The organism is Mesorhizobium sp. f-mel, assembly GCF_053850215.1.
This window is the reverse complement of record NZ_JBSPTO010000013.1, coordinates 11978-38663: the sequence shown is the minus strand read 5'-3', so window position 1 is coordinate 38663 and position 26686 is coordinate 11978. Positions and strand designations below refer to the sequence as shown.

General features: G+C 59.9%; 21 protein-coding genes. 11 read left to right on the top strand and 10 right to left on the bottom strand.

The genetic code is table 11. The features are described from left to right. Window positions 1-116 precede the first annotated feature (116 nt). A complete protein-coding gene (locus tag ACWUKX_RS17275) occupies window positions 117-1100 on the bottom strand; it encodes a TAXI family TRAP transporter solute-binding subunit (RefSeq protein WP_029352653.1) in 984 nt (327 codons plus the stop codon). Between the two features lie 116 nt (window positions 1101-1216). Here ACWUKX_RS17275 and ACWUKX_RS17270 point away from each other — a divergent pair, with 116 nt between their 5' ends. Further along, window positions 1217-2089 carry a MurR/RpiR family transcriptional regulator gene (locus ACWUKX_RS17270; protein ID WP_456008087.1) on the top strand — a complete coding sequence of 291 codons (873 nt, stop codon included), beginning with the start codon at window positions 1217-1219 and terminating at the stop codon, window positions 2087-2089. A gap of 12 nt (window positions 2090-2101) precedes the next feature. Here the strand turns inward: ACWUKX_RS17270 and ACWUKX_RS17265 are convergent, their stop codons facing one another. Beyond that, window positions 2102-3424, bottom strand: coding sequence for an aspartate aminotransferase family protein (locus ACWUKX_RS17265; protein ID WP_456008085.1), 1323 nt, complete (start codon window positions 3422-3424; stop codon window positions 2102-2104). A gap of 94 nt (window positions 3425-3518) precedes the next feature. Here ACWUKX_RS17265 and ACWUKX_RS17260 point away from each other — a divergent pair, with 94 nt between their 5' ends. From ACWUKX_RS17260 to ACWUKX_RS17230, 7 genes are all read left to right on the top strand, one after another. Then, window positions 3519-4376: a 3-keto-5-aminohexanoate cleavage protein gene (locus ACWUKX_RS17260; RefSeq protein WP_456008084.1), complete on the top strand. Its 858-nt coding sequence runs from the start codon at window positions 3519-3521 to the stop codon at window positions 4374-4376. Between the two features lie 123 nt (window positions 4377-4499). After that, window positions 4500-4766, top strand: coding sequence for a hypothetical protein (locus tag ACWUKX_RS17255; protein ID WP_456008083.1), 267 nt, complete (start codon window positions 4500-4502; stop codon window positions 4764-4766). A gap of 347 nt (window positions 4767-5113) precedes the next feature. After that, entirely contained in the window at window positions 5114-7849 is a 2736-nt protein-coding gene (locus ACWUKX_RS17250) for an AMP-binding protein (RefSeq protein ID WP_456008081.1), read from the top strand. Window positions 7850-7863: 14 nt separating this feature from the next. Continuing rightward, window positions 7864-8829, top strand: coding sequence for an NAD(+) synthase (gene nadE, locus ACWUKX_RS17245; RefSeq protein ID WP_456008080.1), 966 nt, complete (start codon window positions 7864-7866; stop codon window positions 8827-8829). Between the two features lie 4 nt (window positions 8830-8833). Beyond that, window positions 8834-10855 carry an asparagine synthase (glutamine-hydrolyzing) gene (gene asnB / locus ACWUKX_RS17240; protein ID WP_456008079.1) on the top strand — a complete coding sequence of 674 codons (2022 nt, stop codon included), beginning with the start codon at window positions 8834-8836 and terminating at the stop codon, window positions 10853-10855. Beyond that, window positions 10852-12408, top strand: a complete 1557-nt coding sequence (locus tag ACWUKX_RS17235; protein WP_456008078.1) for a class I adenylate-forming enzyme family protein — start codon at window positions 10852-10854, stop codon at window positions 12406-12408. The genes asnB and ACWUKX_RS17235 overlap by 4 nt, the downstream gene beginning before the upstream one ends. Before the next feature lie 62 nt (window positions 12409-12470). Further along, window positions 12471-12737 carry an acyl carrier protein gene (locus ACWUKX_RS17230; RefSeq protein WP_029352679.1) on the top strand — a complete coding sequence of 89 codons (267 nt, stop codon included), beginning with the start codon at window positions 12471-12473 and terminating at the stop codon, window positions 12735-12737. Between the two features lie 72 nt (window positions 12738-12809). On the opposite strand, the gene ACWUKX_RS17225 is transcribed toward ACWUKX_RS17230, so the two are convergent. After that, window positions 12810-13502 (bottom strand): N5-glutamine methyltransferase family protein, encoded by a 693-nt coding sequence (locus ACWUKX_RS17225; RefSeq protein WP_456008077.1) that lies wholly within the window; start codon window positions 13500-13502, stop codon window positions 12810-12812. A 430-nt stretch (window positions 13503-13932) separates the two neighbouring features. Here ACWUKX_RS17225 and ACWUKX_RS17220 point away from each other — a divergent pair, with 430 nt between their 5' ends. Together ACWUKX_RS17220 and ACWUKX_RS17215 are read left to right on the top strand one after the other, a co-directional pair. Continuing rightward, window positions 13933-15675 (top strand): type I secretion system permease/ATPase, encoded by a 1743-nt coding sequence (locus ACWUKX_RS17220; protein WP_456008075.1) that lies wholly within the window; start codon window positions 13933-13935, stop codon window positions 15673-15675. A 188-nt stretch (window positions 15676-15863) separates the two neighbouring features. Continuing rightward, window positions 15864-17201: an HlyD family type I secretion periplasmic adaptor subunit gene (locus ACWUKX_RS17215; RefSeq protein ID WP_065009618.1), complete on the top strand. Its 1338-nt coding sequence runs from the start codon at window positions 15864-15866 to the stop codon at window positions 17199-17201. A 37-nt stretch (window positions 17202-17238) separates the two neighbouring features. Here the strand turns inward: ACWUKX_RS17215 and ACWUKX_RS17210 are convergent, their stop codons facing one another. The 6 genes from ACWUKX_RS17210 to ACWUKX_RS17185 all read right to left on the bottom strand — a co-directional run bounded on the left by ACWUKX_RS17210 (window position 17239) and on the right by ACWUKX_RS17185 (window position 23441). Next, window positions 17239-18501 carry a polysaccharide biosynthesis/export family protein gene (locus ACWUKX_RS17210; RefSeq protein WP_456008074.1) on the bottom strand — a complete coding sequence of 421 codons (1263 nt, stop codon included), beginning with the start codon at window positions 18499-18501 and terminating at the stop codon, window positions 17239-17241. Then, window positions 18488-19765: a hypothetical protein gene (locus ACWUKX_RS17205; protein ID WP_456008073.1), complete on the bottom strand. Its 1278-nt coding sequence runs from the start codon at window positions 19763-19765 to the stop codon at window positions 18488-18490. The genes ACWUKX_RS17210 and ACWUKX_RS17205 overlap by 14 nt, the downstream gene beginning before the upstream one ends. After that, window positions 19762-20766 (bottom strand): SDR family NAD(P)-dependent oxidoreductase, encoded by a 1005-nt coding sequence (locus ACWUKX_RS17200; protein WP_456008072.1) that lies wholly within the window; start codon window positions 20764-20766, stop codon window positions 19762-19764. The genes ACWUKX_RS17205 and ACWUKX_RS17200 overlap by 4 nt, the downstream gene beginning before the upstream one ends. 74 nt (window positions 20767-20840) lie before the next feature. Further along, window positions 20841-21539 carry a sugar transferase gene (locus ACWUKX_RS17195; protein ID WP_456008071.1) on the bottom strand — a complete coding sequence of 233 codons (699 nt, stop codon included), beginning with the start codon at window positions 21537-21539 and terminating at the stop codon, window positions 20841-20843. Then, window positions 21536-22672, bottom strand: coding sequence for a DegT/DnrJ/EryC1/StrS family aminotransferase (locus tag ACWUKX_RS17190; protein ID WP_065009619.1), 1137 nt, complete (start codon window positions 22670-22672; stop codon window positions 21536-21538). The genes ACWUKX_RS17195 and ACWUKX_RS17190 overlap by 4 nt, the downstream gene beginning before the upstream one ends. A gap of 46 nt (window positions 22673-22718) precedes the next feature. After that, window positions 22719-23441, bottom strand: coding sequence for a nucleotidyltransferase family protein (locus ACWUKX_RS17185; RefSeq protein ID WP_029352700.1), 723 nt, complete (start codon window positions 23439-23441; stop codon window positions 22719-22721). 630 nt (window positions 23442-24071) lie between these two features. Between ACWUKX_RS17185 and ACWUKX_RS17180 the strand changes: the two genes are divergently transcribed. Then, on the top strand, window positions 24072-24746 hold the full coding sequence (locus tag ACWUKX_RS17180; protein WP_127208686.1) for a LuxR C-terminal-related transcriptional regulator: 675 nt from the start codon (window positions 24072-24074) through the stop codon (window positions 24744-24746). A gap of 95 nt (window positions 24747-24841) precedes the next feature. Here ACWUKX_RS17180 and ACWUKX_RS17175 read toward each other — a convergent pair whose 3' ends face one another. Then, the gene (locus ACWUKX_RS17175) at window positions 24842-26524 is read right to left on the bottom strand and encodes a PAS domain S-box protein (RefSeq protein ID WP_456008069.1); all 1683 of its coding nucleotides are present in this window, start codon (window positions 26522-26524) and stop codon (window positions 24842-24844) included. Window positions 26525-26686 lie beyond the last annotated feature (162 nt).

Genomic DNA, 26686 nt, shown 5'->3' with positions numbered 1-26686 from the left:
GTTCTTGGAGATCGACGCTGGCCGGTTGTGCCTTCACTTCGCTCAATGACGCCTCCTGTTGCGGATGGGTCCGGCGGGTCCGCTGGATCCGCCGGGCCGTCGTCAGATCACGAAGCCTACTTCAGCCAGCCCTTCTCCTTGAAGTATTTTTCAGCGCCCGGATGCAGTGGCGCGGAATTTCCTTCCGACACCATCTTGGCCGGATCGAGATTGGCAAAGGCCGGATGCAGCGACTTGAACTCGTCGAAATTTTCGAACACCGCCCTGGTCAGCTGATAGACGCTCTCGTCAGGAACCTTGGCCGAGGTGACCAGCGTGGCGAGCACCCCGAAAGTCTCGGTATCGTCGGGATTGTTGGCGTAGAGCCCGCCCGGGATCACCGCCTTGGCGTAGTAGGGATTTTCTGCGACCAGCTTGTCTACGACTTCTCCGGTCAACGGCACCAGCTTGGCAGCGCAGGTAGTGGTCGGATCCTGGATGTTCGCGGAGGGATGGCCGACGCCGTAGAAGAACCCGTCGATCTTGCCGTCGCAGAGAGCCGGGCCGTGCTCGTCAGCCTTCAACTCCGATGCGAGCGAAAAGTCGGCCAACGTCCAGCCCATCGCGCCGAGCAGACGTTCCATGGAAGCGCGTGTCCCGGAACCGGGATTGCCGACGTTGAAACGTTTACCCTTGAAGTCCTCGAATTTCGTCACGCCGGCATTCGGATGCGCCAGGACCGTGAACGGCTCCGGATGGATCGAGAAAACCGCACGCAGGTCGGTATGGGCGCCGCCGTCCTTGAATGATTCCAGCCCCTTGTAGGCGTTGTACTGGACGTCGGACTGCGCCATGCCGAAGTCGAGTTCGCCTTCCTTGATCGTGTTCACGTTGAATGCCGATCCGCCGGTCGATTCCACCGAGCAGCGGATGCCATGCGTCTTACGATCCTTGTTGAGCAGGCGGCAGATAGCGCCGCCGGCGGCATAATAGACGCCGGTGACGCCACCGGTCCCGATGGTAACGAAATTCTGCTGCGCCATTGCGCTGGCCGAAAACAGCAGCGCGGCCGACAAGGCGGCGATCTGCGCTCCGTGGCGTGCAGTTCGGGCATGTTTCATCTGGTTCTCCCTTGGTACTTTGCGTGCCGTCGCGCCGTCCGGTGTTTTAGTGTCAAGGCACGTCGATGCATGCTACGATTGTTGCGCTTTATCAATCAAGGGAAATGCTTGTTACAATGAATACGCGGGAGATGGGTTTCGACGCGCTTCTGGCGCGCATATTGACCGAACTCCCCGACCTGAGCTCAGAACTGCGCAAGGCGGCGCGATTCCTGGTCGATCATCCAGACGAGGTGGCGCTGGTTTCCATGCGGGTTCTGGCCGCGCGATCAGAGGTGACACCGACGACCTTCGTGCGATTGGCGCGGCGGCTGGGCTTCGGTGACTGGGCGGCGCTGCGCAAGCCGTTCGAGGACCGGCTGCGCTCCGGCAAGGCGCCTTTCGCGGCAAGGGCCGATGCGCTTGTCAAGCGCGGGTCGGAGGCGATTTTCGCTGAATCGCTGAGGACGACCGTTGCCAATCTGGCGGCGGCCGAAGCGGCCAATGGCAGCGAAGAAATAGCAACGGCTTGCGCGATACTGGAGAAGGCTCAGCGCATACGTGTCGCCGGGTTCCGAAGCTGCCGCGCGCCCGCCCACGCGCTCGTCTACCTCTGCCGGATGTTTCGGCGCGACGTCACGCTGCTCGGCGGCGACGGCGGTGCGATGGAGGCGGAACTCGCAGCGCTTGGAAAGAGGGAAGCGGTCGTCGCGATCGGCTTTTCGCCCTATTCGCGTGAACTCGGGCCGGTGATGGAGGCTGCGCAACGACACAGCGTTCCGATTGTCGCGATCGTCGACAGCATGGCTGCTCCGATCGCGCGGCATGCCGACGTTACCTTGCGATTCTCTACCGACAGCCCGTCCTTCTTCCCGTCGGTAGCCGCAGCTATGGCTATCGTGGAAGCGCTGGCTGCAACGATGCTGGCGCGCAGCGGGCCGGCCGCCGCGGCTCGTGTCAGGGAGACGGAACTGGAGTTACAGGCGTTCGGGGCCTATCTGCCGGAATGAGGGGCGCTGGCGCTATGCCACCGCAGCGTCTATCGCGTCGCCGAGTCGTTCGACAATCGCGTCGATTGCTGCGGCGTCTACGATGAATGGCGGCGCAAGCAGCACATGATCGCCGCGCACGCCGTCGATCGTGCCTCCCGCGGGATAGACGAGCAGTCCGCGCGCCATTGCCTCGCGCTTGATCTTCGCATTGAGCTTCAGCTTCGGGTCAAAGGGCGCCTTGGTCGAGCGATCCTCGACCAGTTCCACACCCATGAAAAGGCCGCGCCCGCGAATGTCGCCGATATGGGCATGGTTGCCGAACCGCTCGCCCAGTCGCTGCGAAAGATGTGCTCCCATCGCCCGAACATTGGCGAGCAGATCGTCGCGAGCGATCACCTCCTGGACGGCAAGAGCCGCCGCGCAGGCCATCGGGTGGCACATATAGGTGTGGCCGTGCTGGAAGAAGCCGGAGCCTTCGGCGAAAGCGTCGAAGATGCGGCGTGAAAGCAGCACCGCACCAATAGGCTGGTAGCCTCCACCGAGGCCTTTGGCTATTGTCATCAGGTCGGGCGCGACACCGTCCTGCTCGCAGGCATGCAGCGTCCCGGTGCGGCCCATGCCGCACATCACCTCGTCGAGGATGAGGAGCACACCGTAGCGGTCACAGATTTCGCGGATGCGCCTGAAATAGCCGGGAACGGCGGGCACCGCCCCTGCTGTCGCGCCGACGACAGGTTCCGCGACGAAGGCCATGACGGTGTCCGGACCGAGTTCGAGAATTTTGTCTTCGAGCGCCTGGGCGGCGCGCAGGCCGTAGGCCTCCTCACTCTCACCGGCCTCCTGGTAGCGGTAGGCATAGCATGGCTCGATGTGGTGCGTGTTGATCAGCAACGGGCGGAATTGGGCACGGCGCCACTCATTACCCCCTGCAGCGAGAGCGCCGAGCGTGTTGCCGTGATAGCTCTGTCGACGGGCAATGACGTTTCGCCGCTCGGGCTTGCCAGTCTCGACGAAAAACTGCCGTGCCATCTTGAGCGCCGCCTCCACCGCTTCCGAGCCGCCGGACACGAAATAGGCGTGGCTAATACCTTGTGGCGCCCCGGAGACGAGCTTGTCGGCCAATGTCTCGGCCCGCTCGTTGGTGAAAAAGCTGGTGTGGGCATAGGCGAGCTTGTCGGCCTGTGCGTGGAGCGCGGCCGTCACGTCGGGATGGCTGTGGCCGAGGCAGGAAACCGCCGCGCCGCCTGACGCGTCGATATAGGCGCGGCCATCGCGGTCGAAGAGTTCGATACCCTTGCCGCCTATCGCGGCGGGCAGGGTCGCATGGATCTGGCGATGCAGGATGTGTGTCATGCTTTCCTCGATTGACGATGGCGCGGTTTGGAGCGACCCTATCATGCAACATACGTTACATAGTGCGCAATACTGAAACAATTGGACTGCACCTATGACTGTCGACAGGGACGTGACCGGCCCCGGACTTATCGCGCCGACCGCAATCGCCGTTGCGCCGAATGGTGGACGGCGTGGCAAGGAAGACCACCCTGCCCTGCCGATCGGCCCCCAGGAACTGGCCCGGACCGCCGCCGCCTGCCTTGAGGCGGGCGCCGCTATGATCCATGCGCATGTCCGCGATCGCGACGGCGGCCATTTGCTCGACGCGCACGCTTATCGCGAGACGATGAAAGCGATACGCGATGCGGTGGGCGAGCGGCTGATCATCCAGATCACCAGCGAAGCGGTCGGCCGATACCAGCCCGCCGAGCAGATGGCGGTGGTGCGCGCTACCCGCCCTGAGGCGGTTTCACTGGCGCTGCGCGAACTGGTGCCAGACGCTGCCCATGAGAACGCTTTCGCGGAGTTCCTGTGGTGGCTGAAGTGCGAGCGGATCGCCCCTCAGATGATCCTCTACGCGCCCGAAGAGGCTTCGGCCCTAGCCGCCATGCAGCAGCGCGGGCTGGTGCCTTTCGATGGCATCCCGGTGCTCTATGTGCTCGGCCGCTACACGCCAGGCCAGGTTTCGCGACCGGCCGATCTGCTTCCCTTCCTTGCGCATGACCGCCCGCGCTTCGCGCACTGGATGGTCTGCGCCTTCGGTCGGGAAGAAACCGCTTGCGTTACGGCCGGTGCGCTGCTGGGCGGTCATGCCCGCGTCGGCTTCGAGAACAATTTTACTCTGGCCGACGGTACAACCGCCAAGGACAATGCTGCGCTCGTAACGGCGACCAAAGGCGCGCTGACTGCTTGCGGCGTCAGGACCGCCCAAGCCGACGACCTGCGCGCCGCTTGGTCGATCCAGCGTTAACCCCCGCCCGCACGCGTTGAACGGCCTCGTCGGTTCGTCACACTTGTCAAAAATCTCTTCGCTACGCTACAACCAAACTCTTTGGCTGACGTTAAGGTTGCAATGGGCGCTGGGGAGGCCTTTATGCAGACATACCTCGTCGAACAAATGGAGGGCGATGACGTGATCGCGGTGCGCATCATCAACGCGCCGAGCCCATTCAAAGCCGCCGCTATGTCGACAGATCGACGTGTTACCCTCCGAACGTGGGAAAAGGATTGGATCCGAGTAACCGACGAGAACCGGGGACATATCTTTGCATACTGCTTTGTCTCCGACGGAGACTCCGACACCAGCGAGCGTGGCCCGACAAAAGCACCAGGTAAACCAAGAAAAGCCCAAAAAAACTGATCAGAGAGCCGGGTAAGCTCAAACCACGGATCTTTGCTCCTAGCTGTATCGCGCTAATTTCCTGACGACTTCGCGACCACTGACAGCGGGGCGCCTACTGCCACGCCGATTATCGCCCAGGACCGCGACAGCACGAAAAAAGCCAATAGCGGCGGCGCTGGCCGGTTGGCAGGCGCGATCGCCTGTGCGCCGTGAGCCTCCTGTCGACGCGAAGCGTCCGCAGCACGAGATGACGCCAAAGTGAGCAACCGCGGCCGTTTGGCGAAGATCGCGGCATCATCAGAATGATCGATGAAAAGATTTCGGCCGGGGGCGATAAGTGACCTTAATCTTAGCGTGAGCCACTCATGTCTCCGGCATATTTGGGATCAGAAAAGGCACGTCTGGATCTTGGGGCGGATTGTCAGCCAGCGGCCTCCCGCAGGTGGTCGAACGTCCCGGATTACGCACTTGATCAGGGCGGTCCTGTACTGCGCCCTCATCAACGCATGGGCGTCGATTTTGCGAACGTTACCGTCTTCGATCACCTGAGAGACGTCACCAAGCAATATCCCAACAAACTCGCGATCAGCGACGGCGCCACTCGTCTGACGTATTCCCAGCTTTTCCAAGCCGTCGAGATGTTGTCCCACCGTATTGCGGCCGTCGTTCCCAACGGGCAGGCGATCGGAATCCTTCAGGCCAACTCGGCCTGGTACCCGGTGGCTATCTTGGCGAGCATGGCGGTTGGGCGGCCTTCCGTGCCACTCAACTCGAGAGATCCCTACTCGCGAACCAATGAGATTGTTGTTGCGGCGCGGCTCTCGGCGGTCATAGGCGATGGCAATGTTCGCCCTGTCGGTTTGGCTCAGGATGTCCACTGGATTGATGCGACTACCAGCATCACGCCGCAAGTGCAGCCGATACCCCAGTCCTGTTCCGTCTCGGTCGACGCGCCCGCGATAGTACTCTACACCTCAGGCAGCACTGGCCATCCCAAAGGCGTCGTCAACAGCCAGCGCAGCCTGCTGTGGCGGGTTCAGCAGTATGTCGACGCATGCCACATCAATTCGGATGATGTTTTCCTGCCCTTGACCGCGCCCGCCACGATCGCCGGTTGCCGGGAGGTTCTCGCTGCCGTTCTGACCGGCGCCACCTTGCATCTCGCCGAGCTCGAAGCCATCGGCCTGCGGGCGGTCCAACGCCTAGTAGAATCCGAAGGCGTGACGGTGACCTATCTGGTTCCGGCCTTGCTCCGCGCACTCATGGCGGACAAACCTGCTGACGCCTTCCGCTCGCTCCGAGTGGCCCGGATCGGAGGAGAGACGGTGTCATGGACCGATATCGCCCTGCTGCGCAAGGTCGTTTCGAGCACTTGCCTCATCCAGATCGGTTACTCGTCAACCGAGACCACAGGGTCGCAATGGTTCTTACCGCAGGACTGGCCGGAGGGAGGCGCCTCGGTTCCGGTTGGCTGGCTGCTTCCAGGAATCGCGTTCGCGATTGTCGACGAAAGAGGCCGCCGCGTTCAGCCGGGCAAGAGCGGAGAGCTCCTGATAAGAAGCCCCTATGTCCTGCTTGGCCATTGGGAGAACGGCGCCGTCGTGCCGGCGGAATCGGATCCGGATGAGCCGGATCTTCGGATCTTCGCGACGGGTGACCTCGTCCAACTTGACAGTCATGGCCTGTTGCGGATCGTCGGACGTAAGGGGCGCCAGATAAAGATCAATGGTCGGCCTATCGAGCCTGCCGAACTCGAACGGGTGTTGCGTAACGCGCCTGACGTGGAGGATGCCGTTGCAATCGTGACGGCGGCAAATGAGCTTGTTGCATTCGCCATTCCCCAGCCATGGGCGGGGCCAGGCTTTTCGGACGAGCTTCGCCAGCTTGTCAGAACGAAGCTGCCGCCGCCGCTGTGTCCCTTGTGGCTCCACACGATCGCCGGGATTCCGCATCTGCCGGGTGGCAAGGTCGACATGGCTACGCTTGCGGAGATCGATCTTTCAGCCAGGAAGATCGCCCCGGCCGTGCAGCCGTCCAATACGAGCGAGCCGACCGTCCACCGGATAGTGCAGCATGCCTGGAACAATATCCTCAATACACGCGTCGCCGCAGGCCGCTGGGATGACGCAGGCGGAGATTCGCTGAAGCTGCTTCAATGCGTCATGGAAATCGAAAGCGCCATCGGCCAGGAACTCAGTCTCGAGGGCTTCACGGTCGGTATGAGCGCGGACGAAATGGTCAAGGCGGTTGTGTCGGCACAAGCAGGCGACCAGCCCGCGCGCGCGCAGGCGCACGACGCGCCGATTCTTTTCCTGTTCCCGGGCTCGGTCGGCTATGGCCCGAGCCTCGCTGCCTTTGCAGCCGCGATGGGCAAGGTCGCCCGAGTAGCCCCCATCAGGTACCCCGCCCTGGCTATGATATTGCGCGGCCAAAACACCGTCGCCAACATGGCCGACGCCGCCGTCGAGCAGATCCGCCGCGCCCAGCCTGCGGGTCACGTACGACTTCTCGGCCATTCACTCGGTGGCGCCGTCGCGTTCGAAGTCGCGGCGCGGCTGCTGGCCGCGGGGCGAACTGTGAAGTTCCTGGGAATCCTCGACACGAGTCTCCTCGGCGAGCGGAGCACCTATTGGGGGATGATTGTCCGCACATACCAGCGAATCCGGACCAACCGGGTGACCGCTGACCGGATGGTCTGCCGCTTCCTTGCAAAAGTCGCTGTCAAAACGGGCTTCGAGGCGCAGCTCGCCCGCGTCCTCGATCGCTATGCCCAGGACGAGTTCAACGCGACGAGTTTCAGAACCAAACTGGAACTGCAGGGGCAGTTGCGGGGGCGAGCTTTCTACCAGTGGTTGGCGATACCCAGACCGACGCTGCCGATCACTGCAATCCTCTTCCGCTGCGCTCGGCCCAATATGCCTCTGGCCATAGGGTGGGATGGCGCTTTCGCGCGTCTGGATGTGATTCCGGTCGTTGGCAGTCACTTCGACATGGTCACAGAGCCCTACCTCGCGACCAACCGCCCACTCATCGAGAATGCGTTGAAGCAAACCTATTCTGCGGCTGAGCTTCGCAAACGGGAGTACAGACCATCGACTTGATTTCACAATTCAGCATGGGCACGCTGGTGCTCGACGCTCGCGCGGAGGTCGATCGCATCGTTCAGATCCTGCGCGAGCAGGTTTTTGGCACGCTGCGGCGTCGTGGCGTGGTTGTCGGCCTCTCCGGGGGTATCGACAGTTCCGTTGTCGCATCGTTGTGCGCACGCGCGTTCGGGAAAGACAAGGTCTTGGGGATATTCATGCCGGAGCGCCATTCCTCCGGCGATTCGCTAAGGCTTGGCCGCAGCGTCGCAGCCCAGCTTGGCATCGATACGATCCTGGAGGACCTAGCACCAGCACTTGAGGCCGTCGGCGCCTATCGCCGACAGATCGAAGCGATCCAGACGGTCGTTCCCCAGTATGGCGACGGCTGGAAATGCAAGCTCGTGCTCGCGTCGGTTCTCGAGAGCAACGGTCTCAACATCACACGCCTCACGGTTCAGGATCCCGAGGGCAAGACCGATACGGTGCGTCTGTCGCCGGCAGCCTATCTGCAGATCGTTGCTGCAACCAACTACAAGCAGCGCCTGCGCAAGATGACCGAGTACTACCATGCGGACCGCCTCAATTATGCCGTAGCAGGTACGCCAAACCGCCTGGAGCATGACCAAGGCTTTTTCGTCAAGCAGGGCGACGGAATTGCCGATCTGATGCCAATCGTCCACCTCTACAAGACCCAGGTCTACCAGCTGGCTGAATACCTTGGGGTGGATGAAGAGATCCGGCGGCGGCCGCCGACCACGGACACTTTCTCCATGGCCCAGAGTCAGGAGGAATTCTATTTCGCGCTGCCTTATCATCTGATGGATCTGTGCCTCTACGGCTTGAACCACGGAATTTCTGTCGACGAGGTCGCCGCAGCTGCCGGCCTCACCGCGACCCAGGTTCAGAAAGTCTTCAAGGACATCGACAGCAAACGGCGTGCCGCACGTTATCTTCACGCACGGCCTTTGCCGACCACTGCCATGGGCGAGGGCTGACCGGATGTGCGGCATCGCCGGAATCATCTCGCTAAGCGCCTACGCGGCGCCTCCTTCGCGGGAGGCACTGATGCGCATGGTGGGCGCACTCGCGCATCGCGGTCCTGACGAGCGCGGCCTCTACCGCGACAAACGCGCGGGATTGGCGCATGCCCGCCTGTCCGTCGTCGATCTCTCCAACGGCCAGCAGCCACTCGCGGACGCGGGCGACACGACGTGGATCGTCTTCAACGGCGAGATCTTCAACTACCTCGAGCTGCGTGAAAAATTGATCGCCCTCGGCCACCGCTTCCGCACCCATAGCGACACAGAGGTCATCGTCCATGCCTATCGCGCGTGGGGCGAGGCTGCCTTCGAGCGGATGAACGGGCAATGGGCGGTCGCAATCTGGGACTCGGTCGCGGGTCGTCTCGTGTTATCGCGCGATCGGTTTGGCATCTGCCCCTTGCATTTCTGCGAGCATGGGGGGCGCCTTTACTTTGCCAGCGAAGTGAAAGCCATTTTCGCGGCCGACATGAATATACCCCGTGCCTTCGATTCAGCCGGCATCGATCAGACTTTCACGCTCTGGACAGTCGTCCCGCCGCAAGGCGTATTTCAGGGGATCAGCGAACTCACCCCAGGGCACGTCCGCATTTACGAAAGTGGCACCGTTCGCGAGCGGGCCTTCTGGAAGCCTTGCTATCCCGAAATTTCCGATCCCCGCCGTGGAGAATTCACCGGCTCGCTCGACGACGCGGTGGACGAGGTGCGCGGCGCCCTGGAGGCTGCGACGGCGCTCAGGATCGTGCAGGCCGACGTGCCGGTCGGCTGCTATCTGTCGGGCGGGCTCGACAGCTCGCTAGTCGCCACGCTGGGAAGGCGCTACGCGGGCGAGCGGTTCCAGACCTTCTCCCTGCGTTTCGCCGACGCCGAGTATGACGAGACCCGTTTCCAGCGCCTGGTCGCCGGCGCGACCGGGAGCGAGCACCATGAGGTGGTGGTTTCGCGCAGCGACATCGCCGAGATCTTTCCCGAGGTGATCTACCACACAGAGCGTCCAATCCTGAGGACAGCGCCTGCGCCGCTGTTCCTGCTCTCTAGGCTGGTGCGAAAACACGGTATCAAGGTCGTGCTGACCGGCGAAGGAGCTGACGAAATGTTCGCTGGCTATGACCTGTTCCGCGAAGGCAAAGTTCGCCGCTTTTGGGGACGCCAGCCCGCATCGACACGACGCTCACGGCTGCTGGAGCGCCTGTATCCCTATCTCAGCCGCTCGCCGGTACATCAGCAAGCAATGGCGCGCCAGTTCTTCGGGCGCGATATCCAGGCCTATGACACGCCCGGCTTTGCGCATGACACACGCTGGCGCACCACCAGCGCCATCAAGCGATTGTTCTCCGCCGACATGCGCGCCGAGTCCGAGCGCCTCAATGCCGTGCCCGAGCTGATCGCCCGCCTGCCCGCGGAGTTTTCGCGATGGGGCTCGCTCGCGCAGGACCAGTATATCGAGATCCAGACGCTGATGTCGGGATACCTGCTTTCTTCGCAAGGGGACAGGATGCTCATGGCCCACTCCGTCGAGGGGCGCTTCCCGTTCCTGGACGATGAACTCGTGACGCTCGCGAATTCGCTTCCGGCTGCCTACAAGCTGCGCGTCCTCGACGAAAAGCACGTGTTGAAGCGGGTAGCGGAACCGATCGTGCCGTCCGAAATCGTGGCCCGCAAGAAGCAGCCGTACCGAGCGCCCAACGCGCTCTGCTTCGTTGCCGACGATGCTCCGGCCTATGTCCGCGAAGCGCTTTCGGAGACGGCGCTGCGCGAGGCAAACGTTTTCGATCCGAAGTCGGTCACGCGCCTGCTGGACAAGTGTCGAGCCAGGGCGAGCGACGGCGATCTGTCCAACTCCGACAACATGGCGCTGGTCGGCGTGCTGTCGACCCAGCTTCTTCACCAGCAGTTTGTCGCAAGCCATCCCGGTGGGGTCCGCCTGGGCGAGCTCAGCGTCGACGTTGAGCGCGAGCATCGCGAAGAGGTGCTGGCATGATGCATGGCGCCGTACCACTGCTGCATGACTACCTCACCCACGCCGCCAGCCGGGTCTGTGAGAAGGTGGCGCTGGTGTGCGGAGGGCAACGTGTCACCTATGGCGAGCTCGAAGCGCGCTCGAACGCCATCGCGCAACATCTGGCCGCGTCTGGGGTTGCACGCGGAGATCGCGTGATGATCTTCGCCGACAACACTGTCGAGACGGTCGTCGGCTTCTGGGCCGTGCTCAAGGCGAACGCCGTGGTGTGCATCGTCAATCCGCTCACCAAGAGCGACAAGCTTGATTACCTGCTCAACGATTGCCGACCGACGGCACTGATCACGGACAGGCACCTGCACTCGATCTTTAGCGGGCCGGCACGCAACTGCCCGTCATTGCGCCGGGTGATCGTCTCCGGGCCGATCATCGACGCCGAGCTGACAGGATTGCCGCACGCCGTGCGTTGGGACAGCGTGGTCGCCGCCGATGGTAGCGTACCGCCGGCGCGCCGGTGCATCGATATCGATCTCGCTGCCATCATCTACACATCTGGATCGACAGGCGAACCCAAGGGCGTGATGCTGACGCACAGGAACATGACTGCCGCCTGCACGTCGATCGCTTCATACTTGAAGCTGTGCGAAGACGAGGTGATCCTCAACGTTTTGCCTCTCGCCTTCGATTACGGCCTGTACCAGATGATCATGGCGTTTCGCACTGGCGCTCGGCTGGTGCTTGAACGCTCGTTCGCTTTCCCGGCGCAGATCCTCGGGTTGATCAAGGAGGAGAGGGTGACAGGTTTTCCCGGCGTGCCGACCATCTTCGCCGCACTCTCGGATCTCAAGTCGCTGAAAGACCATGATTTTTCGAGCATTCGCTACGTCACGAACACTGCGGCTGCCCTGCCGCTCAAGCACATTCTCATGCTGCAGGACCTGTTTCCGGACGCGCGCATCTATTCAATGTATGGCCTCACCGAATGCAAGCGCTGCACCTATCTGCCGCCGGAAGACCTTGAGCGAAAGCCATTGAGCGTCGGCGTCGCCATCCCGAACACGGAAATGTGGATTGTCGACGAGCATGACAAGCCGGTCGGTCCTGATGTCGTTGGCCAACTCGTCATCCGCGGGGCGACGGTGATGAAGGGCTATTGGGGTAAGCCGGAAGCCACGGCCAGAAAACTCAAACCCGGCCCGTTGCCGGGCGAGCAGGTCTTGTACACCGGCGACTACTGCCGGATGGACGCGGAAGGCTACCTCTACTTCATCGGTCGCGGCGATGAGATCATAAAATCGCGAGGAGAGAAGATAGCGCCGAAGGAGGTGGAAAACGCGCTGCTGGATGTTCCGGGTGTGCGGGAAGCCGCGGTCATCGGCGTTCCGGACGAGTTGCTCGGACAAGCTGTGAAAGCCTTCGTCGTGATCGAGCAAGGAAGAATCGTCGGCGAAAAGCAGTTGCAGAAAGAATGCCAGAGACGATTGGAAAATTTCATGGTTCCGAAGTCCATCGTGATCGTACCCAGCCTACCGATGACAGACACGGGCAAACTCAAAAAAACGGCCCTGTCATGAGGCGGTTTCTGGATGAAATTGATCAGCATTCATCTTTAGTATCAGTATCGGAGGAGGATTCAATGTTGTCTACCAAGGATAGAGCCGAGACCTGCAAGGACCAGATTCGCGCTTTCCTGGCGTCGAATTTCTACATAGCCGACGCGGATGCTCTGGAGAGCAATACGTCCCTTCTCGACCAAGGCATCGTCGACTCGACAGGGGTACTCGAGGTTATCGGCTTTATCGAGGAGACCTTCGGCATCACCGTGGAAGACAGCGAACTCCTGCCGGAGAACCTCGATTCTATCCAAGGAATTGCGCAATATGTTCTCCGCAAGCAAAACTGATTGCCGACATCTGCCTAGCGTTGTTTTACGCCGCCGACGGCGCCACCGAGCCTGCCGCAGTCGCGGCACGGCTCACGCTTGCGACGTGGTATGTCCCACAACCACCCTGCCCTCGCCGGCTTCGTTCGTGACCGCGCGGATGTTCTCGTAAGCCTTGGAACGCTCCAGCAGACTGATGACCTGCCGGTCCTGGCCGAGGCCGACCTCGAAGAGCAGGATGCCTCCGCGCCGCAAGTAACGCGGCGCGTCCTTGATCACCCGCATATGGATGCTCAGGCCGTAGGGGCCGGCCGCAAACGCTTCACGCGGCTCAAGCTCCGTCAGATGCGCGCGGTCGCCCTCAAGCCGCTTTTCCGAAATGTAGGGCGGATTGCAGACGATCACGTCCATCGTACCATCAAGCTCCAAGCCCGAGAAAGCACTGAACAAGTCGCCCTGAAGCACGGACACGCGATCCGCCATGCCGTGATGGGCGACGTTGCGGCGCGCGACTTCGACGCATCCATCGGTAAGATCGCTCGCCCAGACACGCGCGGTGGGAGCGTATTGCGCGATGGCGCACGCCAGATTGCCGGCCCCGCAGCACATATCGACGACGCGTGGCGCAGGCAGGTTCATTTGACTCAGAACATCAAGAGCGGTCGTGCCAAGCAACTCCGTCTCCGGCCGGGGAACGAGCGCACCGGGCGCGATGAGCAACTCCAGCCCCATGAAGGTGGTGCGGCCTTTGCTGTAGGCTTCGGCGACACTGATCTCTTCGCTCATGACAGACCCGCCTTCCTGACATTGCCGGTGCTGTTGTCCGACAATTCCGCCCCAACTAAGTGTATCCCAAATTCATTAAATTCTCGATGGGCAAATCGAAAAACACTCGCCGCCCTAAGGTTTGAAGACATGATGCAACAAAAGGTGATCATGAGCCTCTCATCTGTCGCATGATTGGGAATATTGTCTCATCATTGGAAATATCCGGGCTCCCGGCCCGGTTATCCCCAGCCTTGCAAAGCGAATTCCCGAATTCTCGGTCCTGCGTCACGATTTTGCTACATTTTAATCAAAAGGCACATACGTAAGCAAAGCGTAATGTTTCAGTAGCTAACGGAAAGCAGCCGCTTCCCGCAAGGCAAGAGGGTTTACCCATCATCGACATGACCAACACGTTCGCGCGGCAATTTCGCACGAAAGATCGCAGATCATGAAGTCAACGCAAGGGCGCTCGCCCGATCTACGCTCCGCTATGTTCGGCTCAATGCATGGACTGGTTGGCGTCGGCGTTTTCTCGGCAGTGATAAACGTTCTCGCCCTGACCGGCTCCGTCTATATGCTCCAGATCTACGATCGCGTGCTGCCTTCCCAGAGCATTCCGACTCTCATCGGATTTACGATCGGGATGCTTGGCCTCTATGCTGTCTATGGCCTCCTCGATTTCGTCAGGCTTCGCCTGTTGGTCCGCATCGGCAGCCGCCTGCACAGAGATCTGCAGCAAAAGGCGTTCGCTGCCTCGCTTTCCCTGCCGCTTACTGCTGGGCAGGATGCGAACCGGGTGCAGCCGCTTCGCGATCTGGACCAGTTGCGCGGATTTCTTTCCGGACTGGGACCGACGGTCGTCTTCGACGCTCCTTGGATTCCGTTTTATATGGTGGTCATCTATCTGCTGCACCCTTCGCTTGGTGTGTTGGCAACGGTCGGCGCGGCTGCTGTCATACTTTTGACGGTAGTCGCGGAAGTCGTTGCCCGCAAACCCGCCGCGCGTGCGTCCGAGACGCTCGTGGCACAGCGGCTTCTTGCCGATTCCGGCCGCCGCAATGCGGAGGTTGTCCAAGCGATGGGCCTTTCCGCTCAGCTCGGTCGGCGCTGGAATGAGATCAGCCATCTTTACCTCAAGAACCAGGAACAGCTCTCCGATGTCGTCGGCGCAGCGAGTTCATTGTCGAAGACACTTCGAATGGCCCTGCAGTCCTCGGTACTGGGGCTTGGTGCCTACCTTGTGATCGGCGGCGAGGCTTCGCCCGGCGTGATCATCGCATCGTCCATATTGCTGGGCCGCTCATTGGCGCCGGTCGATGTGGCAATCGCAAACTGGAGAGGATTTCTGGCCACCCGGCGAAGCTATACCGATCTGGCGGCAGCGTTGGATGCTTTCGGTAGCCAGAAAGACCCTATGGAGCTGCCGCGCCCACAGACACAGCTTGCGGTCGAGGAACTGACGGTCGCGCCACCAAGTCTGCAGAGACCAACGCTCGTCAATGTAAGCTTTCGCCTGTCGAGGGGCGCGGGGTTGGCGATCGTCGGCCCGAGCGGCTCTGGCAAGACGACGCTCGTGCGTGCTTTGGTCGGGGCATGGAAGCCGCTTCGTGGAACGGTAAGGTTGGACGGCGCCTCGCTCGATCAGTGGAATTCGGAACTGCTCGGCACCCATATTGGCTACCTGCCGCAGGACGTTGAACTGTTCGACGGAACGATTGCAGACAACATCTCAAGGTTCGGCGGCAAGAGTGACGCAAAGGGCGTGCTGGCAGCCGCCAAGGCTGCGGGCGTGGACAAGATGATCATGCGTCTGCCGGAAGGTTTCCAAACGCGCATCGGTGAAGGCGGAGCGGCCCTGTCGGCTGGGCAGAGGCAACTCGTCGGGCTCGCCAGGGCGCTTTATGGCGATCCATTCCTTGTCGTTCTCGATGAACCAAATTCCAATCTGGATGCAGATGGCGATGTTGCCCTGGCTGGGGCAATCCTGGCCGTGCGCGAGCGTGGCGGCATCGCGATTGTTGTTGCGCATCGTCCGTCAGCTCTCGTCAACATCGATCAGGTGCTCGTCTTGTCGAATGGCATGCTCCATTCATTTGGCTCGCGCGAAGACGTTTTGGCAAATGTGGTCCGGCCCTTCCCGCGGCCAAATACTGTCGTCCCGCTGCAACAAGGTGCAAGCGGCCATGCGTGAGGTCTTGCTCCGTGTCTGATGTGTCCCTGTCATCATATGCTCCGGTTGCTGGCGAAAGCCAACCGATTGGAGCGAAGCCAGAGCCGGATGGCCTCCGGACCAATCTGCTCTTGGGCCTGGCAGCATATTATCGTTCCGCTGCAGAAAGGTGCAGGCGGGCCTATGTGAGGTATTGTTCTAGCGTGACCGTGTCGTCATATGCCGCGGTCGCTGGCGAAAGCCAATCGTTCGAGACGAAGCCAGAGCCGGATGGCATCCGGGCCAATCTGCTCTTGGGCTTGGCAATCACCTTCCTGTTGATCTTCGGCGGAGGACTCTGGCTGGGCTTGACCAAGATTGCCGGCGCGGTGATTGCACCTGCCACTGTGGTGGTTGAAAGCAACATAAAGAAAGTCCAGCATCAAACCGGCGGCACTGTCGGCGGCATCTTCGCCAAGGACGGGGATCATGTGCAGGCCGGCGACGTATTGGTCAGGCTGGACAACACATTGACCCGAGCAAACCTGCAGATAATCAGCGAGGATCTCAATCGCGCCACCATTCGTCTGGCCCGGCTGGAAGCCGAGCGACAGGGTCTGCCGGAAATGCAAATTCCGCCCAGCCTTCGGGTCAAGATGGGCGACCCCCAACTGGCGACGCTTATCAGTGGCGAGCGGGCCGTGTTCGAAAGCCGTGCTGCGGCGCTGGCGGGCCAGAAGGCACAATTGCAAAGCCGCTCGAAGCAATTGGAACGTCAGATCGATGGCCTCAAAGCGCAGCAGGCGGCGATGGACGAGTCGCTGAATCTGCTGACGCTGAACCTTGCTGACGTCGAGTCTCTCTACTCCAAGAAGTTGGTCTCTAAAGAAAGGCTGAGCACCATCAGCTTGGAGAAGAGCCGGACTCGCGGCGAGTCAGGACGCCTTGTCGCGGCAATCGCCGAGGTCCAAGCCCGCATCAGTGAGACTGACCTGCAGGTGCTTCAGCTCGACGAGCAAATGCGGAGCGAGGTAACGAGCGAACTTCGCGAAACGGAAGCCAAGCAGACCGAACTCAATGAGCGCAAGGTAGTGGCGGAAGACGAACTCGCCAGGACAGATATCCGCGCCCCACAGTCGGGGACGGTACAAGAATCCGCGGTCCACACCATCGGAGGCGTGATTGCCCCCGGAGAAGTGCTCATGATGATTGTGCCCGATGCCGACAACCTGGTTGTCGATGCGCTCGTTTCTCCAGAGCGTATCGATGACGTGCGTCCAGGACAGCGGGTTTCAATCCGCTTTCCGGCTTTCGACGTAGGGACGACACCTGTTTGCCAAGGCTCGGTCAACCGCATCTCTGCAGATCTGATTAAGGATCAGCAACGTCAGCTTTCATACTTTTCGGCGCGCATCAATGTCGAAAATTCCACGACCTGTCTGACGGGAGCGAAAATACTCAAACCCGGCATGCCCGCCGAAGTTCACATACGCACTGACGAGCGCAATGTATGGTCCTATTTGCTGAAACCCTTTACCGACCAGGTTTCCAGAGCTTTCAGACAGTAACCCAATCGGCAATCGCGACAGAACAAGGTACAGCAGTCTATCGGACCGCGGCGTTCTCGAGACCGCTGCTGAACCTTACCTCTATCGTGTCACCCGGTGATACCTCGGTGTCTTCTCCGGCCGGCTGTTTGCGCCATTCCTCACCCATCTTGCGAATGATCGTGACCTGAGCCTGGATGGTTTCGCCGGCAACTGGCAGTGGCTGGGCGGACGCCCCCGTGGGCTGCAACTTCTGGCTGGCGGCGCGAAGTCTTGCGGTGATGTCCGCAAGACGCACGTTGGTGTCCTTCAGCTCAGTCAATAGAGCCATCCTTCTCAGGTTGTCATTGCGCTCGCGCTGCCTGAGAAAATCATCCTGCTGGCGTCGTGTTCTCATGAGCTCAACCGACGTTTCGAGCGCCCGGCTGGAAGAGAGAATCACACCGCGCCGGACATCGGCGAGTCTGTCGTTGGTCAGATTGCCTGCTTTATGCACTTTCGTTATTCGTGCCAGGTCGTCCTCGTCCGCTTTCACGGCCTCGGCTTCGGCCTTCTCGCGCTTGAGCAGGACCTCGATCTGCGCCGCAGCAGCCTTGGCACTTTGTTCAAGGTAGCTTTGCTCCTGCTGGAAGTTGTCCAGGGAAATCTTGAGCCCTTCTGCATCAGCCTGGGCGATTGCCGACACGAAAGCGGCCGGCAAGGGTGACCCTTGGGGCGGCTTCATGTCGAAATTCGCCTGGTTCTGAAGTTCGGCGCGCAGGCGGGCGCTATGAAAATAGTCTCTGGTGTACTCCCCCCAGGCCGATTCATAGTCGCGCCGCAGATCCACCGGATCAGGGCCAACCTGGTTTGCCCTTGCCCGCAGAAGGCTGAAACCGCCAGACACGGCGATCGCCTGCCGCACGGTCATGAGCGGTCGGTAAGCCTGCTGTCCGGGAGTGAGCACGTCGCCGGTCACGTAGATCGGGCGATACTCTGCGATCACAGCGGTGACGTCGCTCGGCTTGACGACGATCATTTGCTCCCGCCCATCGGGCAGACGCTGGTGAAATATCTTGGTAGTCAAGATCGTCTCCATGCGTGTCTGCAATTCGGCCGGAGTGAGGCCGCCGACCGAAACCATGCCGACTTCGGGAAGCGCGATCGTGCCGTCCATTTGAACCATGACACGTTGCGTTCGTTCCGGGATGGAGGCAATTCCTATCTCGACGGTATCGCCGGCGGAAATTCGATACGCGACCCGCGTCTCCGCTGCGGCGGCCATACCCACGGCAGCCAGCATACCAAGCGCGGCAAGAAGGATACGATTAGTGAAGACCATTGGTGACAATCTCCTTCCGGTTCAACGTCGACTCTTCAGGCCAATCGACACGGGAGACGAAGTCGTAGACTGGCCCGCCGGGCACGCCCCAGTTGCTCGACCAGATTACCTGCGAGCCGTCAGGGGACGGTGAGGCATGACTCTCGCTTCGATAGTCTAACTGGGTGCTTCTCGTTTGTGCGATGCGTCGGACGTCCCCGCTGCCATCGATGCGCAGCGCGATCACTTCCTGTGCATATGGCGCCCAGTCCGGGTGAGCCGATATCTCATCCGGATCGCCGCCATAGGTCAGGAACACCCAACCAGGCCTATCCAGCGCACGCAGGGATGCATGCATGGCTTCGCCGTATTTCATAAGTGGGGTGACCCTGCCGTCGGACAGCCTTCGCTTGATCACCTGATACTTGTCCGGATCAGACTTGCTGATACCGACATAGACTTCGCTGCCGTCGTCATCGATTGTCATATCGCCATGGCCGGGCCGGTGATGTTCCATCCACCTCTGGAGCAAAGTGCCCTCGACACTAAAAATGAAGCCCTGTTCGATGCCGCTTGTTATCTCCTGGAGGCATAGAATGTTGGTTCCGAGCGGAGAGATCGAGCAGGCGCCGTTGATTCCGCCAAAATCCTCAAGCATGATATCGGGGAATTTCCGCCGTTGCTTGAGATCGTAGGCAAAGACCACCGCATCGCCATCCTTACGCACCGCGCGCACGGCTATGCGGTCACCGTCACGGCTTGGATTGCCCTTGCCCGGTCCGAAATGGAAATCGTGATACTCAGTCGAAACAAACAGGACGTCTTCGCGATTGGTCCGTGGCGCCCAGGTCGACACTTGCCGACCCTGAACGCAGATCATCAGATCGGCGTTTTGAGGGTGCCATTCGCATTCAGTCGATCGAGCGCGGCGGAACAGCGGGGCAAATGTGTGCCCGTCGAAAAAGCACATGCCGCCGCTACAGCCGTTGGTAATGACGAGAAGGCTCTGGTCTGAATTCCAGGCTTGGGCACTCGAATAACGGTGGCTGCAATATTTGTTCTCGCATGCAACCCCATTGCCAAGCACTCCCGGCTTGGTAATGCGCGTAAAGATTGTCCCAAACGCCGGATCCGTCACTGGGCGCAGATAGTCGGGCAGATCCATCATCACCGGCGCGACAAATTGTGTCTGCTCGCTGCTTTGCCGGCTTCCGGCCGCTGGCAGACCCAACGACATGGCAACGGCAATCAACAGCAGAGCCGATGCACGCTGGTAGAAGATCATGTCATATAACCCATTTCGCGGCGTACGCGGCCTTCGCTGAGGCGCGCCTGCCACCATCCGATGGTTCGCTCCAATCCTTCCCGCAGGCTGGTCTGCGCCCGCCATCCGGTCTTCGTCTCGAGTTGCGAAGAATCGGCCAGCAAGGCACGGACTTCGGAATTCTGCGGCCGCAGACGTCGTTCGTCGCGGTGAACCGGTTTTTTGGAGCCGCTCAACTCGAGCACCAGATCCAATACGTCCGAGACCGTCACAGCGCGCTGGCTTCCGGCATTGTAGGCATGGCCGAATTCGAGTTCGGCCGAACCTGCGGTCAGGAATGCCGCCGCAGTGTCTTCCACAAAAGTAAGGTCGCGGACCGGACTTGTGTCCCCGACCATGATCGCCGGGCAATTTCTGTCGAGAGCCTGCCTTATGATGGTCGGCACGATGGCCCGCTCACTCTGACGTGGGCCGTAGGTATTGAACGGCCGCAAAATCACGACCGGGACGTCGAACGACCTGGCGTAGGACTCTGCCATCATGTCCGCGCCGATCTTGGATGCCGAATAGGGTGACTGCCCCTGCAGCGGATGGCATTCGCGGATTGGCATGGTCTGTGCGGTGCCATAGACCTCGCTGGTCGAGGTGTGCACCACACGCTCTGTCTCCCATTGCCGCGCCGCTTCGAGGACATTCACTGTGCCCAGGATGTTGGTCTCCACATAGGATTGGGCGGCCGCGTATGAGTATGGAATCGCGATGAGTGCGGCGAGATGAAACACAACTGCCTGGCCACGCATGATCCGGCTCAGGAATGCGCTGTCGCGAACATCGCCGCGGACGAGGTTCAGCTGGCTTCGAATGGTGTCCGGCAAATCATCCAGCCAACCATGACTGTCGAAGGAATTGTAGAGGGCGAGCGCCGTAACATCCGCCCCACTACGAACGAGCGCTTCGGTGAGATGCGACCCGATGAACCCATCGGCACCCGTTATCAGAACTTTCCTACCCCTGTAGTTCATGACTAAACGTACCCCCTATGACGTGAAGCGCTGACTTGCGAATTCACCAGAGCGTGGCCATGCCAAGCATGTTCTCACATGCCGATTGGTGGCGGCGGGACCAGGCCGATCGGCGACCGCGAGGCCAAGCCGAGAACCGCCAGAAAGCCGCGCATCATCCAGATGATGTCAGCGGCGATCGTGCGCTGTGGATAGTAGGAGAGGTCGATCCTGGCCTTGGCAGGAAACAGAACCTCGCGGTAGAACAGTACCGGATCCGCGGATCGCGGATAGAAATTGGCCTCATGCCGGAAGAGAACCTGGGCCGGACCCAACAAGCCCGGCTTGTATTGTAGAACAGCCTCAAAGCCACTGCGGAAACAATCGGCAAAGACAAGGCTCTCCGGCCGCGGCCCGACAATTGCCATCTCGCCTCTGATGACATTCCACAGTTGCGGGAGCTCATCGAACTTGGTGAGGGCGAGGAACCGACCTATTCTCGTCATGCGGCTGTCGCCGGCCATGGTCAGCGCCAAGCCACCGGGATCGCATCGCACCGCGAATTTGCGGAACTTGTACATGCGGAACGGCCGCCCACCGGCACCCACGCGGGTCTGCATAAAGAAGATAGGCCGGCCGCCTTCCAGTAAGAGCGCCAAGGCGATCACCAGCATCAGCGGAGCGAAGACTATGGCGGCTGCTGTGGCGATCACGAGATCAATTGCTCGTCTCGCAAACCCATGGGCGACGCTTGAGACAACAGATCGATGGATGGATAAATCCAAGGCATTCATGCTGCTGTTCCTGCTTGGGCGCAACTGTGGACTGCAGCGGCAAGAGCAGCCGCCACTGACTCGACGACAGGTGCGGTGATCTGGGGATGCAGTGGCACCGTGAGCTCACGCTGGGCAAAGTCCTCTGTCCGCGGCAAATATGTGCCGGGGAAAAGCTCACGATAAAGCGTCATCTGGTGCACCGGCGGATAGTGGATGGTGGTTTGTATTCCTTGCCTGCGCAATTCATCGATGACGTCTTGCCTGTCAGCGTAACGCGGCAAAAGGACGGGCATGATATGATAGGCGGACGTCCGCGGCTCGTGGAACGGAACTGTCACGGCCGGACAATGTTTTGCGATCAGACGTCGATACAGCATGACCAGAATACGCCTGATCTCGTTCCACTCCTGCAAATTCTGCAGCTGGACCAGTCCGATTGCAGCGCGCATTTCATCCATGCGATAGTTGAATCCGAGCATGGTGACATCGTACTGCGGCGTGCGACTGTTCAGCCTCTGATGTGTCCCTGTGGTCATGCCGTGCCCACGGGCCTGGCGGATTGTCTCAAGCAGCTTGGGATCTCGGGCAATCACGGCCCCACCTTCCGCCGTGGTCATATTCTTGTTGCCATAGAAGCTGAAGGCGGCCGCGGCACCAAATGTACCTACCTCCTTCAGGCCGGGCGCATGCGCGGCATCCTCGATGATCTGCAGCCCTCGGGCACGAGCGAACTTCTGCCATTCTTCCCGATTGGCGAGATAGCCGGCAAAATGTACGAGAATGACCGCCTTGGTGCGCGCAGTGCATCGCGCTTCAGCTTCCACGATCGACATCAGCGGCACGTCGGCCGATTCGATATCGACAAAGACCGGAGTGGCACCGACGTAGAGAACCGCGTTTGCGGTCGCCACAAAGGTCATTGACGGGACCAGCACTTCGTCGCCTGGTCCGATACCGAGTGCATGTAGAATGAGATGAAGCGCTGCAGTACAAGAATTGACCGCGACGCAATCCTCTGCACCGTGCATGTGGGCAAAAGCCTCTTCAAAGGCTCTCACCTGCTCTCCCATGGTCAGCCAGCCGCTATCGATGACCTTGGACAAAGCTGCCTTCTCCGGCACACCCAAAATTGGGGCACTGACCAAGAGCATCATAACCTCCTAGACTGTTGGACTGTGGATCGGCTTGGCGATCTCGTCATGCGGCCGTGGCAGTGACCTCGATCGAGGCCGACTGGTCTTCCCAGGAAATGGCTTGTGCATTCTGGAAATCGTCGACGCGCCCAATATCGAGCCAGAGGCCATCATGCTTGTACACGTGGACAGTTGTACCGTTCTGCATCATCTGCAGCATCAGGTCGTCAAACCCGAAGGGAATGCCAGATGGAATAAACTGCAGAACGTCTGGATTCATGCAGTAGATTCCCATGCTGACCAGGTGCGAAAGCGTCGGCTTCTCGCGAAAGATCTGCACGGTGTTGTCGACTTCGTCTATGACTCCGAAGTCCATTTTGATCAGGCGGCAAGCTGTCGCGATCGTCACCGGATCGGTGTGCTTGCGGTGCGCTGCCACAAATCGACTGAGGCTTAGATCGGTAAGGACATCGCCGTTGAGGACTATGAATGGTTCTGTCAGCTCATCTCTGATCAAGGAGAGCGGTCCGATGGTGCCCAGCGGCTCCATTTCTTGCGTGTATCGAATTTTCAGGTTCCACTGCGAGCCATCTCCGCATACGGTGCGGATCAAGTGGCCGAGATACCCGGTTGTGATGTAGACCTCTTGGATGCCATTGCGTCGCAGCCATTTCAGAAGCATCTCAAGAACCGGTCGAGCACCGATCGGCATGAGCGGTTTCGGCAAGACCGATGTGAAGGGGCGAAGGCGTGTCCCCATTCCACCACATTGAATCACTGCTTTCATCTGGTCCTCCCATGTTCACTCGACCTGAACGCCATCGTTACGCCACAGCATCCGGAAAGCCCGTTCTTGTTCTCTTAAAGGACCGGTGAGGTTTCCCGCCGGCCCTGATCCGGACATTGTAGCTAGATGGTATGTGGCCGTCGGGGGGGATGTCGTCGTGCATTCGAATGGTAGCGATTCAGACATTCTGGTATTCAATAACCGTGCCGATCGACGAAGGCTGGCGCGTGTCGCAGAGGCAGGCTCGGAGCGCGCTTCAGCGATCAGTTCTTGGATCAGCTTGGGGCCACAAGACCGACAAAACCCGAAGAGTGCTTACAATGAGCCTAGCATCCATCAATCGCCGGAACGACCCAGGACAACCCGGCGATTGCGCGGTATCGGCATCGAAGCGAGCTGTTGGGACACGGGTCTTGGAGGCTGAGAACGAATGTTCGACAGGTCAGCCGGCTCCGTTCGCGGGATTCAAAAAATAAGAGGAGCGTTTCCCGTCATTTAGGATTATATTAGCAATCTGACGCTTGCGGTGTTGGGGCATCGCAGGTGTTGACTGGATGAATCGACGAGTGGTCGGCCACGACTTTAAGGCCATCACCGTTCAATCATTCCAGGATTCGTTGGGGTAGTTCAATGTATCGAATCGTCATCGCCGACGATCACGGCTTGTATCGTCGTGGCTTGCGATTGGCACTGACCGCAGGCATTCCAGGTGTGGAAATATTTGAGGCGTCGTGTTTCGATGCCGTACTCAGTCTGCTGGCGGAACAGGCGTCAGTTGATCTTGCGATCCTGGACCTGAACATGCCGGGATTGTTCAATCAGGAAGTGCTCAGCGGCATTCTGTCGGCTTATCCGGATACACGCTTTGCGATCGTTTCCGGGAATGATTCACGCTCGGAGATACTCACGGCTCTGTCGATCGGCCTTCACGGCTATATCGTAAAGTCCCAAAGAGACGAGGAGGTCGTCATGGCCGTCAACGAAATCCTTTCGGGCCGCATCTACGTCCCTGCACTTCTGTCGCGCCCCGGAGCCGCACAAGCAACTCACGTACCTACTCCGTCCGAGCATATCCCACATCGACGTACCACCACTGGCAATCTTGGCAGGCTGACCTCGAGACAAAAGGAGGTCCTCAAGCTGATGGCGGAAGGGTATTCGAATAAGGAAATTGCGCGCGATCTGGAAATCGCCGAAGCGACGACGAAAATTCATGCCGCTGCGGTTCTGCGTGAGCTTGGGGTCCGGAATCGGACAGAAGCTGCCGTTATGCTGAAGACTTGGCTAACCAGGGATATTAATTAGAGCGCCGCATCTTTTTTGGGCGCGCAAGGGACGCTCTAAAACTTGAATCTACGCATTACGGCTTCTAGAAACGAGGCCGTTTTTGTGCCGATGCGTTATGGGCCGATTTCCTTGCGCGACAGCCGCAGCGAATATCGCAGCCCGTGATCCGACATTTCCAACTTGGGCGAGTAACCGACAAGCGGCGCCCCATCCACTCCGAGTATCATGGAACCGAAACCATGACGGACAACTTTTGAAGTTCGCCGTCGCCCCGATTCCACCCATTCGAACACGATGTCGCTGCCTGCGTCAGACGCGAACGTCCAATTTACCTCGATCCGGCCTTTTGAATCGCCAAGCGCTCCATGTTTCAAGGAATTGGTCGCAAGCTCGTGAACAATCATCGCGAAGCTTTCGGCGGCGCCGCCTGATATCACAACGGAAGGACCGCTGACCGATATGTCGCGTGTCCCCATATACGGCTGCAACTCCTGGACAACGAGATCGTGGAGCAACCCCGACGCATTGCCGTTGCGTGAAAGCAGCAGATGCGTTGCTTCGAGCGCACGAATCCGGTCGACGAGCGTCTCCTTGTACTTGGCGACATTGTTCTCGGGAACATCGACCATGTTCACCAGCGCCGTGATCACAGGGAATAGGTTGCTGAACCTGTGGCGTTGTTCGAGCATAATGCGCTCCCGCTTCTTTGCCGCGGCGCGTAGCAGCGTGGTTTGTCGTCGCTCGGTCAGGTCGGCGGCCACGCCGAGCCGCTGTAGACGATCATCGTATTTCTCTTCCCTTCCGCGCAGGGCAACCCAGCGGATATGTCCGTCCGGTCGTCGGACGCGAATCTCGACGTCGTAATTCGTGATTGATGCGAGCTTTCTCGATGCTACCAGCTTTGGCCAGTCCGCCGGATGAATGACGGCTGACAGTTCGTCCAAACGGCGGCTAGCGGCCGGGGGCAGGCCGAGAATGTCCCAGAACGTGCCGGAGCCGGTGACGATCCTGTCTTTAAGGTCGATCCGCCACGTGGCCAGGCGTCCGGCAGACAAAGCGAGATCCAGCCACTCCTTCTGAGCCCGAAGCGCTTCGTGTACGGCTCGTCGTTCCGAGATATCGTCGACCACCACGAAGATGCTCTCTGAGAGAACCCCGTCGGGCACGGATGAAGACAGGGTTAGCCGCGCCCAGAATGCCGAACCGTTCTTTCTTAACAGACGCACCTCCGAAGCGAACGAAGCAGAGTCGTTACCCAGGCCCGCCAGCAACTGCGCCATGGCATCACGGTCGTCCGGATGAACGAGTGTCTCGAGCCGCAATTGGGCAAGCTCCTCCTCCTCGTAGCCAGTCATCTCACTGAGGCGTCTGTTGGATTGCAGCAGCTCACCTCTCTCGTTGGTGTTTGCGAATCCCATGGCGGCGCGTTCGAAAGCCCAACGGTAGCGGTTTTCGGTTGCTTCGACGGCAGCGAGTCTGGCTTCCGCTACTTCCAGCAGCTCACGCAAGTCCTGCCGCAGCCGATGGAACGTCATGGCAATCACGCCGCCCGAAACCACAAGCAGAATGGCGCGCGCCCAATCTTCGCCGGAGATCTGACCATGCAGGGTGCTTCGTGCCCACAGGCCGGCAGCCACCATCAGGATTGTCGCCGCAAGGGCAGGCCCACGGTCTTCAAGGTAGGAAATGATTATAATAGCTGGAATAAATTCCAGAAAACTCGAACCTTCCCCAATATATACTGACGCTTTTGTTTCAAATATCAGTGTAGCAGCCAGTACCAATGCGGAGGCCACATGAGTTAGCAGTCTGCCCGATGGGTTCGAATCCGGCCTGCGCGACTGCGAGTTCATAGGCGTAGACTACAACCATTTGACTAGGCCGTCGAGACTAGAGCAAAAAACGTACAACCTAGTCCGACTGCCGGATTGCCATACCACTATCACAGCGCGCATTTT

Excerpts from the sequence above, each read along its gene's own strand:
- ACWUKX_RS17275 (WP_029352653.1), bottom strand. The coding sequence starts at position 1,100 with ATGAAACATGCCCGAACTGCACGCCACGGAGCGCAGATCGCCGCCTTG.
- ACWUKX_RS17270 (WP_456008087.1), top strand. The coding sequence starts at position 1,217 with ATGAATACGCGGGAGATGGGTTTCGACGCGCTTCTGGCGCGCATATTG.
- ACWUKX_RS17265 (WP_456008085.1), bottom strand. The coding sequence starts at position 3,424 with ATGACACACATCCTGCATCGCCAGATCCATGCGACCCTGCCCGCCGCG.
- ACWUKX_RS17260 (WP_456008084.1), top strand. The coding sequence starts at position 3,519 with ATGACTGTCGACAGGGACGTGACCGGCCCCGGACTTATCGCGCCGACC.
- ACWUKX_RS17255 (WP_456008083.1), top strand. The coding sequence starts at position 4,500 with ATGCAGACATACCTCGTCGAACAAATGGAGGGCGATGACGTGATCGCG.
- ACWUKX_RS17250 (WP_456008081.1), top strand. The coding sequence starts at position 5,114 with ATGTCTCCGGCATATTTGGGATCAGAAAAGGCACGTCTGGATCTTGGG.
- nadE (WP_456008080.1), top strand. The coding sequence starts at position 7,864 with ATGGGCACGCTGGTGCTCGACGCTCGCGCGGAGGTCGATCGCATCGTT.
- asnB (WP_456008079.1), top strand. The coding sequence starts at position 8,834 with ATGTGCGGCATCGCCGGAATCATCTCGCTAAGCGCCTACGCGGCGCCT.
- ACWUKX_RS17235 (WP_456008078.1), top strand. The coding sequence starts at position 10,852 with ATGATGCATGGCGCCGTACCACTGCTGCATGACTACCTCACCCACGCC.
- ACWUKX_RS17230 (WP_029352679.1), top strand. The coding sequence starts at position 12,471 with ATGTTGTCTACCAAGGATAGAGCCGAGACCTGCAAGGACCAGATTCGC.
- ACWUKX_RS17225 (WP_456008077.1), bottom strand. The coding sequence starts at position 13,502 with ATGAGCGAAGAGATCAGTGTCGCCGAAGCCTACAGCAAAGGCCGCACC.
- ACWUKX_RS17220 (WP_456008075.1), top strand. The coding sequence starts at position 13,933 with ATGAAGTCAACGCAAGGGCGCTCGCCCGATCTACGCTCCGCTATGTTC.
- ACWUKX_RS17210 (WP_456008074.1), bottom strand. The coding sequence starts at position 18,501 with ATGGTCTTCACTAATCGTATCCTTCTTGCCGCGCTTGGTATGCTGGCT.
- ACWUKX_RS17205 (WP_456008073.1), bottom strand. The coding sequence starts at position 19,765 with ATGATCTTCTACCAGCGTGCATCGGCTCTGCTGTTGATTGCCGTTGCC.
- ACWUKX_RS17200 (WP_456008072.1), bottom strand. The coding sequence starts at position 20,766 with ATGAACTACAGGGGTAGGAAAGTTCTGATAACGGGTGCCGATGGGTTC.
- ACWUKX_RS17195 (WP_456008071.1), bottom strand. The coding sequence starts at position 21,539 with ATGAATGCCTTGGATTTATCCATCCATCGATCTGTTGTCTCAAGCGTC.
- ACWUKX_RS17190 (WP_065009619.1), bottom strand. The coding sequence starts at position 22,672 with ATGCTCTTGGTCAGTGCCCCAATTTTGGGTGTGCCGGAGAAGGCAGCT.
- ACWUKX_RS17185 (WP_029352700.1), bottom strand. The coding sequence starts at position 23,441 with ATGAAAGCAGTGATTCAATGTGGTGGAATGGGGACACGCCTTCGCCCC.
- ACWUKX_RS17180 (WP_127208686.1), top strand. The coding sequence starts at position 24,072 with ATGTATCGAATCGTCATCGCCGACGATCACGGCTTGTATCGTCGTGGC.